This window comes from Enterobacter cloacae subsp. cloacae ATCC 13047, assembly GCF_000025565.1.
Taxonomy (GTDB): Bacteria; Pseudomonadota; Gammaproteobacteria; order Enterobacterales; family Enterobacteriaceae; genus Enterobacter; species Enterobacter cloacae.
Genome location: NC_014121.1, coordinates 3,480,598 through 3,491,929, shown reverse-complemented (window position 1 = coordinate 3,491,929; position 11,332 = coordinate 3,480,598). Strand labels below are relative to the sequence as shown.

Sequence of the window (11,332 nt, the reverse complement as noted above, 5' to 3'; positions counted from 1 at the left end):
CTCATGTGGCTTATGAAGACATTACTAACATCGGGGTGTACTAATCAACGGGGAGCAGGTCACCTTGATTACATTACGTGAAATGGTAAAATTCAGACCTGAGAAAGAACGTCGCCATTTGAATGAACTTATAAATAATTATGAACGTTCAGATGATGATTATTTCATCGCTTCTTCTGAGTGGGATGATAGCTGGAGAACTGATAGCTACTAATTGCGCCTTTTTTATTCCAGTTAATCATGGCACAACAGAACTTAGACCAGTTATCTCGACAGCGACATACGCACAAGTCTCATCCTTTGAATGTACTGATCACTGTGATGAGACTGTAATGCGGACAGGTCAATTGGTCAGATAGGGACATCTCAATTTAGCTACAATACAATGACTTCGCATAACAAAGATAATGTTCCAAAAAGGAGTCAAATTAGACCTTTCTCCAATTCCATTTATACAATATTCACACAGGCGATCTGTATTGCTTTTGAGTTGAATTTCGTCTAACTGGTTGATTTTAGTTTTTTATTGATCTCCTGTTGCCGGGCTTACAAAGCCAATAGGGATGGCTCACAATAATTAACTATATGTTAAATCACCCTAAATCTTCCAACAAATGGGACGTATTGTCGCTATTTACCCTACACATATCATTATTGACCGTATCAAGTTCAGCCGCTCCCGTCTGTTCTTTGCATTCCAATTAGAGTAGGCAAAAGCACTTCGACTGCATGAAGAAGACGTATGCAGAAAATAGATTTAATTTTAATCATCACGAATGAAATAGTTTTCTTAAGCCGCCTTAAGGACGGTTTTTTGTGCCTGCTGTTTATTTGTAGAACCCAACGTGAGACACAAACTGGTACACAGAGCATTTTTTAGGGTTGAGTCTTTGGCTTCCCACTGGCATGATCCAGAACAGGGATTAACGGAACGTTAATCACAAGCTTTTGATTTTTTTATTTGACTCGGGGTGCCCTTCTTTGTGAAGGCTGAGAAATACCCGTATTACCTGATCTGGATAATGCCAGCGTAGGGAAGTCAGATGCCTCCCCTGGTCATCGCTTCTTCACGCAAGGCAGGAGCGAACCTATGCAGCCTGACCTGCTCGATTTACACGTTTTACATCACTTCCGGACCCGTTCCCCGCTTACGCACTGTATGACCAATGATGTCGTGCAAACCTTTACGGCCAACGTTCTGCTGGCGCTTGGCGCTTCTCCGGCAATGGTGATTGAAGCCGAAGAGGCCGAGCAGTTTGCCGGGATGGCCGATGCGCTGCTGATTAACGTCGGTACCCTCACCACGCCCCGCGCCCAGTCGATGCGTCGGGCCATCGAGAGCGCGGTGGCGGCAGGCAAGCCCTGGACGCTTGATCCGGTTGCGGTGGGCGCTCTGGCGTTCCGTACCCGCTTTTGTCATCAAATCCTTGCCCTGAAACCAGCCGCCATTCGCGGCAATGCGTCGGAAATTCTTGCCCTTGCGGGGATGAGCGCAGGGGGGCGCGGTGTCGATACCACCGACACCGCCGCAAGCGCGGTGCCTGCTGCCGAGGCGCTGGCCCGCCAGATTAATGCCATTGTGGTCGTCACCGGAGAGGTGGATTACATTACGGACGGACAACGAACCCGCACGGTCACGGGCGGTGACCCGCTGATGACGCGCGTGGTGGGTACCGGGTGCGCGCTCTCTGCCGTTGTGGCGGCGAGCTGCTCGCTGCCGGGCGATCGGCTGGATAATGTTGCCGCTGCCTGCGGATGGATGAAGCGTGCCGGAACGATCGCCGTTGCGCAGTCTCACGGGCCGGCCAGCTTTGCCAGCGCGTTCCTTGATGCGCTGCACAACCTGGAGGCACAGGTATGAAACGAATTAATGCTCTGACGATTGCCGGTACCGATCCAAGCGGCGGCGCGGGCATTCAGGCCGACCTGAAAACATTCTCGGCGCTTGGCGCGTACGGCTGCTCGGTCATTACCGCCCTGGTGGCGCAAAACACCCGTGGCGTGCAGTCGGTCTACCGTATCGAGCCTGATTTTGTCGGTGCACAGCTGGACTCGGTATTCAGCGATGTGCGCATCGACACCACCAAAATTGGGATGCTGGCAGAAACGGATATCGTCGAAGCGGTGGCTGAGCGGCTGCAACGTTATCAGGTGCAAAATGTGGTGCTGGATACGGTGATGCTGGCTAAAAGCGGTGACCCGCTGCTCTCTGCATCTGCTGTTGAGACATTGCGCAAGAAACTGCTGCCGCAGGTGGCGCTGATTACGCCAAATCTGCCGGAAGCGGCCGCACTGTTAGACGCGCCACACGCGCAGAACGAACGTGAGATGAAAGAGCAGGGGAACGCCCTGCTGGCGATGGGGTGCGGCGCGGTGCTAATGAAAGGCGGCCATCTCGATGACGAAGAAAGCCCGGACTGGCTCTTTACCCGCGACGGTGAACTGCGTTTCACGGCCCCGCGCGTGCATACCAAAAATACCCACGGTACGGGGTGCACGCTCTCTGCCGCGCTGGCGGCGCTGCGTCCACGGCACAACAGCTGGGACGATACGGTACGCGAGGCCAAAACATGGCTCTCGGCCGCGCTGGCAAAAGCCGATACTCTGGAAGTGGGTCACGGTATTGGGCCGGTTCATCATTTTCATGCATGGTGGTAAGCCAGTATACTGGCAGGAAACACCACGCCTGAGAAAACAGAGATGGAACAAGCGCATACCCGGTTAATCGCTCAACTGAATGAACGGATCGCCGCGCCCGACAACATGCCGCTGTATCTGAAATTTGCCGAAACGGTAAAAAACGCGGTACGCAGCGGAGTGCTGGAGCACGGGAATATTCTGCCCGGCGAGCGCGATCTGAGCCAGTTAACCGGGGTGTCGCGCATTACCGTGCGCAAAGCGATGCAGGCGCTGGAAGAAGAGGGCGTGGTAACGCGCGCCCGGGGGTACGGGACACAGATCAACAACATCTTTGAATATTCGCTTAAGGAAGCGCGCGGGTTTTCCCAGCAGGTGGTGCTGCGCGGTAAAAAACCTAACACGCTATGGGTGAATAAACGGGTGGTGAAGTGTCCGGAAGAGGTGGCCAGCCAGCTGTCGGTACCCCCGGACAGCGAGGTATTCTTGCTTAAGCGCATTCGTTACGTTGACGATGACGCGGTGTCGATTGAGGAGTCCTGGGTTCCGGTTGAGTTAATTCATGACCCGGATGCAATTGGCATCTCGCTGTACGACTACTTCCGTAGCCAGAATATCTTTCCGCAACGCACCCGCTCCCGGGTCAGCGCCCGGATGCCGGACAGCGAGTTTCAGGCGCATATCAGTATGGATGACAAAATACCGGTACTGGTGATCAAGCAGGTTGCGCTTGACCAGCAGCACCGGCCGATTGAGTACAGCATCAGCTACTGTCGCAGCGACCTATACGTCTTTGTGTGCGAGGAGTAATGCCTCGCGCGTCGGCGCGCAATCCCCGCCGCGGTGGCTGACCACCCAGGCCGCCACGGCATTTCCCAGCGTCACGGCATCCGCCAGACGCCATCCTGCCGCCAGACCGGCAAGCGTACCGCCCGCATGGCTGTCGCCTGCGCCAATGGTATCGACGACGGTGGCGGGAAACGCTGGAACATAACCCGATGCGTCGCCTTCATACCAGGCTGCGCCATCTTTGTCGTGACGAATAATCAGCGCGGCGCCATAACGGTGCTGCCACTGCACGCCTAAAGTATCAACGTCCATGCCAGCGCGCTCAGCGGCAATCTGCGCCTCCTGACGATTGAGCGACACGATGGGTTTCAGGGCCATGATCCGCGCCATGAGTGCGTCGGGAATATCGGCAATGCGGGGGCCAAAATCGATAAACGCGGTGACGTTTTCCAGCGACTCCAGCCAGCGTGTGAGCAGTTCGCCCGATGGCGATGCCAGCTGATAGCCGGACAGATACACCAGGCTACCCGGCGGGACGTTCAGCCCATCCAGCCAGTGCGGCTGCCACTGGTTCTCCACGCCGCTAAACGACATAAAGGTGCGTTCGCCGTCAGGCTCTACCAGCGCCAGACACCAGCCGTTATCGCCCGCTTCGGCCTCCACGGCGCTGTGCAGCTCCTGTCTTGCCATGGCGTTACGGATGATCTCCGCCCATACGCCGTGGCCGACGGGCAGGGCGTTTTGCGCCGCAATGCCGAGCCGCTTCAGGGCGATGGCAATATTCAGCGCACAGCCGCCGATATTCACCCCTTGTTGTTTCAGCTCGATATCGCATCCGCGCCAGGGCAGGGCGTACGCGTCGGCGATCACGTCGATGACCGCCGCGCCCAGCACCGTGACCGGGCGTGTGGCCTGTAATGTTTCAAGACGCTGGGCTAACGTACTCATACGCCCTCCCTTTGCTCCCGGTAGTGCAGCAGTTTTTCGCAATAGTAGTCAAAATCGAGCCGGTTTTCGGTATCGAGTTCATCCTTCAGCGCCGGGTCAATTGCCTGCACGCCGTGCAGTGCCCCGCAGATGGCCGTTGCCATCGCCCCGATGGTGTCTGTATCACCACCGAGGTTGGCGCACAAAATCGCGCAGCGGTTAGGGTCCGTGCCGGCCAGCTCCACCATCGCAATCGCCGCCGGAACGGACTCAATGGTGTTGGTGCCCGCACCAATAAGCTGATAAACCTGCTCGCTGGCGGAGTCGATGCCGTGTGCTTCCCGCACGGTCTTAAGCGCCAGTTCAATACGAGCCGCCAGCGAGGCGCTGAAGGTGGTGGTATTCGCCTCCTGTGCGTAGCGGGCAATGCCGGGCAGGGCATCGACGATGTTCTGCCAGCGCTCGCCGTCGATGGCGCGCGAAACCGCCCAGGCAATCACCACGGCCCCGGCGATGGCGAGGTCCGATTTATGCGTCGGGCTGGAGGCCAGCGCGACCTGCCCGACAAAATGTTCCAGCCGCGTCGCCGGTAGCAGGCAGCCCAGCGGGGAAGCCCGCATCGCCGCCCCGTTGGTCACACCGTTGTTGTCCAGTTCACTGACGGGTTTGCCGTCGCGGATGGCGTTAAGCGCGATTTTTGAGGTGGGACCCAGCACGTTTTTATTAAAGGCATCGAAATCCAGCGCCCAGTTCAGGATGTGTTTGCCGATGACATCCGCGTCAATCTCCCCGTCGCATTCGATAATCGCATCGGCCAGGCACAGCGCCATTGAAGTATCATCGGTGAACTCCGCGCGCTTAAAATAGCAGGCCGCGTTATTCTCTGCCGGGCCGGGTAAGAAGCGGTCGATCCAGCCGAAGTGCGCTTTGACGCGCTTTCTTGGCCACAGCTCGGAGGGCATACCCATCGCATCCCCTAACGCCTGCCCGTAAAGAGCACCGAGAATACGTTCTTGTTTCATTTAACTTCCCCTTGTGTCAGCGCAGCATCGCCATCAACCACCTCAATTGCGGTGATCTCTTTGTCCGATTCGCGGAAAAACAGCATAAACAGCACGGCGATCACGGCAATCATGATCGCACCGAATGTCCACATTCCGGCCCAGTTGAAGGTCAGCCCATTCACCGGCTCTTTGTAAGCGAACATTTTTTCCATCATCACGCCGCCCAGGCGGTAACCCAGCAGGCTACCAAATCCCTGACAGCACAGCGTAATCAGGCCTTGCGCAGCCGTACGCATATGCGCCGGCGCTTTTTTATCCACGTAGATATATGCGGTTACATAGTAGAAGTCGTAGCTCACCCCGTGCAGCAGAATGCCGAGGAACAGCAACGCATAGGTGAAGTATTGTTCCGCGCCACCGTAAACAAAGAAACCGTAGCGGATGGCGGCCGTGAGCAGGCCCAGCAGTAAGACCTTCTTAATACCAAAGCGTTTAGTGAAGAACGGCAGCGCCAGCATAAAGAAGATTTCAGAGAACTGGCCGAGCGTCATCCAGCCGGTGGCGTTTTTCATCCCCACTTCGGTGAGATAGCCGTTGGCGAAGATGTAATAGAAGGCCAGCGGCATCGCGAACAGGAAAGAGCAGAAGAAGAACACCAGGAAGTTTTTGTCGCGCAGCAGGATCAGTGCGTCCAGACCGAGCATCACTTTGAAATCCAGCTTGCCGGTACTTTTCGGCGGCGTATTCGGCAGGAACAGGGCAAACACGCCCAGCAGGGCGGAGCTGGCTGCGGTCATCAGCAGCGGAATATTGGTATCAGAGATATCGCTATAGCCCAGCATCTGCGGCAGGAACCCGCATGCCAGACCGGAGGCGATCCAGCCGATAGTGCCCATCACGCGAATACGCGGGAAATCGGCTTCCACGTCATCGACGTTGGCGAAGGCAATACTGTTGGTCAGCGCAATGGTGGGCATATAGGTAAGAGAGTAGGCCAGCAGCAGCGGGAAGAAGGTGCTGAACTGGGTTTGCTGTGCGGCGAAGTACATCAGAATGGCACCGGCAAACATCAGAACCGCCAGCACTTTCTGGGCGGCAAAGAAGCGGTCGGTCAGCGAGCCGACGAGAATAGGCGACAGGATCGCCGCAATGGCCGTACAGGCGTAGGACCAGCCAATCTCCCCGGCGGTAAAGCCGCTTTTGCTCAGCCATAGCCACAGCGGCACAAACCACGCTCCCCAGATAAACCATTCAACAAACATCATGAATGACAGTTGGACTTTCGTTTTCATTGTTTAATCCTGCATGTCAGTGAGAGTACGCCTTTAACATACCATTCAATAATACCTTTAAAATACCTTTGTGGTGATTGTTTGATCAATGTAACAGTTTTGTTGTACACGAATCGAGCCAGCAGATTGTGCTGAAAAAAAATGCAAATGCTGGAAAATCTGTTAAGTCGGTACCAGGCTTAGTCTGCCCATAAAAATGTGGGTCTGGATAAACACTCACCGACATGACGTCGGAATTACGGGAGCATCGCTATGACTGATATTGCGCAGTTGCTTGGCAAAGACGCCGACAGCCTTTTACAGCATCGTTGTATGACTATTCCAGCCGACCAGCTTTATCTGCCCGGCCACGACTACGTTGACCGCGTGATGGTGGATAACAACCGTCCACCGGCCGTGCTGAGAAATATGCAGACGCTCTATAATACCGGGCGGCTGGGCGGTACCGGGTATCTCTCGATTCTGCCGGTTGACCAGGGCGTTGAGCACTCGGCAGGCGCCTCCTTTGCAGCCAATCCGCTCTACTTTGATCCGAAGAACATTGTTGAGCTGGCGATTGAAGCAGGCTGTAACTGTGTGGCCTCTACCTATGGCGTGCTGGCGTCTGTTTCACGGCGTTATGCCCACCGCATTCCTTTCCTCGTCAAACTGAACCACAACGAGACGCTCAGCTACCCAACCGAATATGACCAGACCCTCTACGCCAGCGTGGAGCAGGCGTTCAATATGGGCGCAGTAGCGGTTGGGGCAACGATCTACTTCGGCTCTGAGCAGTCCCGTCGTCAGATTGAAGAGATTTCCGCTGCCTTTGAACGCGCCCATGAACTCGGGATGGTGACCGTGCTGTGGGCGTATCTGCGTAACTCCGCATTTAAAAAAGACGGGGTGGATTACCACGTCTCAGCTGACCTGACCGGTCAGGCGAACCACCTGGCCGCAACCATTGGCGCTGACATCGTGAAGCAGAAAATGGCCGAAAATAACGGCGGCTATAAGGCGGTGAACTTCGGTTATACCGATGACCGTGTCTACAGCAAACTGACCAGCGATAACCCGATCGACCTGGTGCGCTACCAGCTGGCGAACTGCTACATGGGACGCGCCGGGCTGATTAACTCCGGCGGTGCGGCGGGTGGAGATACTGACCTGTCTGACGCGGTACGCACGGCGGTTATCAACAAACGCGCAGGCGGTATGGGGCTGATACTTGGCCGTAAAGCGTTTAAGAAATCGATGGCTGACGGCGTGAAGCTGATCAATGCAGTTCAGGATGTTTATCTGGACAGTAAAGTGACGATCGCCTGACGCCTCACTCTCCCTCTCCCTTTGGGAGAGGGCTGGGGTGAGGGGATTAGCGCAGAAGCACACAATCCGGCGGCAACCGGCACTGCAGCGCGCCGGGCAATACCTCTATGCGGAAATGCTCCCCGCTCAACGGTTCCCCATCCAGATTAAACGTCATCCCGTGCGGGGCATTCACTTCGAACCACGCGGATTTTCCGGCAATAATGTTTGGGCTCTCTTCGGGCTGCGTCAGCGTGGTAAATAGCGCGGGCAGCAGGCCGTCGCCGGTGAAAATACGCAGCTGAAGCTGACCGTCATTAATCAGCGCCTCCGGGCAAAGCTGCTGCCCGCCGCCTGCCTGACGACCGTTGCCAATGCCAATCACCAGCGCGTCTCCCTGCCACTGGAAATCCTCGCCGCGAATTTCGCAGCGGTCAGGCTTGAGGGTGTCCATGCGCATCAGGCCGTGGATCAGATAAGAGACACCGCCCAGCGCCGCTTTGAGTTTTTCCGGTGTTTCGCTGGTGATCCGCGTGCCGAACCCGCCCGTCGCCATGTTGATAAAGCAGGTTTTGTCATTCACCTGCGCAATGTCCACGGCGGTAGCTTTGCCGAGGATCGCCAGTTGCAGGGCTTTACTCAACTCCTCCGGAATGCCAGCGCTGGTGGCAAAATCATTGGCGGTACCGAGCGGTAAAATGCCCATCACCGGACGGTCTTCGCTGGGCAGGTCGACAAGCGCAGAGGCGATCTCATTGATGGTGCCGTCGCCGCCGCCGGAGATAATAGTCTCGACGCCCAGCGTCAGGCCTTCATGGATATACCGTGCCGCGTCGCCTTTTTCCCACGTGACCCGTACATGGATCCGCGCCCCATCTTCCCGCAAATCAGTGATTACCTGACGCAGCAGATCGTTGCCTGCACTTTTACCATTTAGAATCAATAAACTGTCTGGATAGGTTGCCATCCTCGCTGCTCCCTTTTTTAGCGTTAGTAAGAGTGTATAGCAGTGCGGAAAAAAGCGGGTAAGAACAGGATGAAAGGGAAAAATAAGGCCGCCAATTTTATCTGGAGGCCTTTCCAATTTAGACTCATTTATGAGGAGGGTAATCGAAACCTCCATGAGGAGGACGACAGCGATAAATGCGTTGTAATCCCAATCTCCACCCTTTCAGAAAACCGAACCGCTTCAGGCTAATCAGCGTGTACTTTGAGCAGGAAGGAGTATGGCGGCAGCGATTACGGATACTCATTGGGGCATGGTTACGGTATAAGAGTATGAAATGTATGCTAAGCCATCTAAGCATCTGTCACTTCTTTTCTGAAAGTAATGACATAATAGTGGGTCAATGTTGATTTATTTCCGCCAAAGCACCCTGGCCGCTCTTCTATACCGATTGTATCAACGCGCTGGAATTCCCACCCTTCGGCAGCCCAGGAATTCACTTCTTGCTCTAAATACGCTGCTGCAATGCCATCTTTATTATCCTTTGCCTTGATAGAAATGTTTGGTGGAATCTGAACCATCTTATAGGTGTACATATAGAATCCCTTGCTGTTTGAGTGGTTATTGATGGTAAGGCCTGACTTCTTTTGATTCAAATGGATTGTTGCAGAAACAAGGTGATGCGATCGCCTACAGGCATCAAAAGTGTAATTTTATTTCCTCAGGAGATGTTCCATGCAAGTGCAGCAGAATGGCGAAAAACAGAGCATTAAAAAAATAAGCCCACGTAAGGGAGATTACGCGGGCTAAGGAGGTGGTTCCTGGTACAGCTAGCATTTATGGGTTATGTTTTTCAGCGCTGGGGATAATACCCGTATTGAACGAAGCGGTATGTGATCCGATTCTAAGAATTTTCCCGGCGCGAAAAAATTTCCCTGGTTGACTATTTACTATGCGGATTTCGGGTGCTTTCACCGTCGAAATTGCGCATCAGCAGGGCAAACTCCAGCTCCACCTCTTCCGGTACCGGCAGCCAGACGGTATGACCATTGCCCGGCGCAACCTCAATCGCTTCGCCTTTGCCGTTCTCCAGGTGTTCCAGCGTGAAGTTCATGTTGCCCTGCGGGGTCATCAGCTCCAGGCTGTCGCCTTTGGTGAACTTGTTTTTCACCGCCACGGCGGCCAGCGCACCTTTGCGCTCGCCGGTAAAATCGCCGACAAACTGCTGACGCTCGGACACGGAGTAGCCATGCTCGTAATTCTGGTAGTCGTCATGGGTATGACGACGCAGGAAACCTTCGGTATAGCCGCGGTGCGCCAGACCTTCCAGAGTTTCCAGCAGGCTGGTGTCGAACGGTTTACCGGCTGCCGCGTCGTCAATCGCTTTGCGGTACACCTGTGCGGTACGCGCGCAGTAGTAATAGGATTTGGTGCGGCCCTCAATTTTCAGGGAGTGCACGCCCATCTGGGTCAGGCGTTCAACGTGGGCGACGGCGCGCAGATCTTTTGAGTTCATGATGTACGTGCCATGCTCGTCTTCAAAGGCGGTCATGTACTCGCCCGGACGTTTGGCCTCTTCAATCATAAACACGCTGTCGGTTGGTGCGCCGATGCCCAGCGTAGGCTCAACGTTCGTAACCGGGATTGGCTCATGCTTGTGGACGATATTACCGATATCGTCCTCTTTGCCTTCCTGGACATTATATTCCCAGCGGCAGGCGTTGGTGCAGGTGCCCTGGTTCGGGTCGCGCTTGTTGATGTAACCGGAGAGCAGGCAACGCCCGGAGTAGGCCATGCACAGCGCACCGTGAACGAAAATTTCGATTTCCATATCCGGCACCTGGGTGCGGATCTCTTCAATTTCGTCGAGGGAAAGTTCACGCGACAGAATGACGCGGGTCAGCCCCATCTGTTTCCAGAATTTGACCGTCGCCCAGTTCACGGCGTTAGCCTGCACGGAGAGGTGAATATCCATCTCCGGGAAGTTCTCCCGAACCAGCATGATTAAACCCGGATCCGACATGATCAGCGCGTCCGGCCCCATATCCACCACCGGCTTCAGGTCACGGATGAACGTCTTCAGCTTGGCGTTGTGCGGCGCGATGTTGACCACCACGTAGAATTTTTTGCCCAGGGCATGCGCTTCGTTGATGCCGAGCTGCAGATTCTCGTGGTTGAATTCGTTGTTGCGCACGCGCAGCGAGTAGCGCGGCTGGCCCGCGTAGACGGCGTCGGCACCATAGGCGAAAGCGTAACGCATATTTTGCAGCGTTCCCGCCGGGGAAAGGAGTTCCGGTTTAAACATGTTTATTCTCGTTCTGATGACAGGTCAGATCCGCGTGCACCAGGTGCAGCGGTAAGGGGAGATCCCCCACTTTAAGGGCGGGCATTGTAGCGCTGCGGGGCAGGGAGGTAAAGCTTTGCCCCTCACCCCTTTGGGGAGAGGGTTAGGG

Annotated in this window: 12 protein-coding genes and 1 riboswitch; of the genes, 5 read left to right on the top strand and 7 right to left on the bottom strand. The window is 55.2% G+C overall.

Annotated elements, in window-relative coordinates; translation table 11 throughout:
- Positions 1-64 precede the first annotated feature (64 nt).
- The 4 genes from ECL_RS16910 (at position 65) to ECL_RS16895 (ending at position 3,447) form a co-directional block, all read left to right on the top strand.
- Positions 65-214 (top strand): hypothetical protein, encoded by a 150-nt coding sequence (locus tag ECL_RS16910; RefSeq protein WP_164928063.1) that lies wholly within the window; start codon positions 65-67, stop codon positions 212-214.
- Between the two features lie 743 nt (positions 215-957).
- Positions 958-1,054, top strand: a riboswitch (TPP riboswitch).
- 36 nt (positions 1,055-1,090) lie between these two features.
- The gene (gene thiM, locus ECL_RS16905) at positions 1,091-1,861 is read left to right on the top strand and encodes a hydroxyethylthiazole kinase (RefSeq protein WP_013097913.1); all 771 of its coding nucleotides are present in this window, start codon (positions 1,091-1,093) and stop codon (positions 1,859-1,861) included.
- On the top strand, positions 1,858-2,658 hold the full coding sequence (gene thiD / locus ECL_RS16900) for a bifunctional hydroxymethylpyrimidine kinase/phosphomethylpyrimidine kinase (protein WP_013097912.1): 801 nt from the start codon (positions 1,858-1,860) through the stop codon (positions 2,656-2,658). Before thiM ends, thiD begins: the two co-directional genes overlap by 4 nt.
- A gap of 42 nt (positions 2,659-2,700) precedes the next feature.
- Positions 2,701-3,447, top strand: coding sequence for a GntR family transcriptional regulator (locus ECL_RS16895; RefSeq protein ID WP_013097911.1), 747 nt, complete (start codon positions 2,701-2,703; stop codon positions 3,445-3,447).
- On the opposite strand, the gene ECL_RS16890 is transcribed toward ECL_RS16895, so the two are convergent.
- From ECL_RS16890 to ECL_RS16880, 3 genes are read right to left on the bottom strand one after another with little or no spacing between them, the layout of a single operon-like run.
- Positions 3,421-4,374 (bottom strand): PfkB family carbohydrate kinase, encoded by a 954-nt coding sequence (locus ECL_RS16890; RefSeq protein ID WP_013097910.1) that lies wholly within the window; start codon positions 4,372-4,374, stop codon positions 3,421-3,423. The two genes, ECL_RS16895 and ECL_RS16890, sit on opposite strands and share 27 nt — an antisense overlap.
- Positions 4,371-5,375 carry an ADP-ribosylglycohydrolase family protein gene (locus ECL_RS16885; RefSeq protein ID WP_013097909.1) on the bottom strand — a complete coding sequence of 335 codons (1,005 nt, stop codon included), beginning with the start codon at positions 5,373-5,375 and terminating at the stop codon, positions 4,371-4,373. The genes ECL_RS16890 and ECL_RS16885 overlap by 4 nt, the downstream gene beginning before the upstream one ends.
- Positions 5,372-6,649, bottom strand: a complete 1,278-nt coding sequence (locus ECL_RS16880) for a nucleoside permease (protein ID WP_013097908.1) — start codon at positions 6,647-6,649, stop codon at positions 5,372-5,374. Before ECL_RS16880 ends, ECL_RS16885 begins: the two co-directional genes overlap by 4 nt.
- Positions 6,650-6,901: 252 nt before the next feature.
- On the opposite strand from ECL_RS16880, the gene fbaB reads away from it, so the two are divergent.
- A complete protein-coding gene (fbaB, locus tag ECL_RS16875; protein WP_008500869.1) occupies positions 6,902-7,954 on the top strand; it encodes a class I fructose-bisphosphate aldolase in 1,053 nt (350 codons plus the stop codon).
- Between the two features lie 46 nt (positions 7,955-8,000).
- On the opposite strand, the gene yegS is transcribed toward fbaB, so the two are convergent.
- From yegS to trhP, 4 genes are all read right to left on the bottom strand, one after another.
- A complete protein-coding gene (gene yegS, locus ECL_RS16870) occupies positions 8,001-8,900 on the bottom strand; it encodes a lipid kinase YegS (RefSeq protein ID WP_013097907.1) in 900 nt (299 codons plus the stop codon).
- A gap of 124 nt (positions 8,901-9,024) precedes the next feature.
- Positions 9,025-9,240, bottom strand: a complete 216-nt coding sequence (gene yidD / locus ECL_RS28030; protein WP_072072166.1) for a membrane protein insertion efficiency factor YidD — start codon at positions 9,238-9,240, stop codon at positions 9,025-9,027.
- On the bottom strand, positions 9,233-9,475 hold the full coding sequence (locus tag ECL_RS16860) for a hypothetical protein (protein ID WP_013097906.1): 243 nt from the start codon (positions 9,473-9,475) through the stop codon (positions 9,233-9,235). Before ECL_RS16860 ends, yidD begins: the two co-directional genes overlap by 8 nt.
- A gap of 347 nt (positions 9,476-9,822) precedes the next feature.
- Positions 9,823-11,184, bottom strand: coding sequence for a prephenate-dependent tRNA uridine(34) hydroxylase TrhP (gene trhP, locus ECL_RS16855; RefSeq protein WP_013097905.1), 1,362 nt, complete (start codon positions 11,182-11,184; stop codon positions 9,823-9,825).
- Between the last annotated feature and the right edge of the window lie 148 nt (positions 11,185-11,332).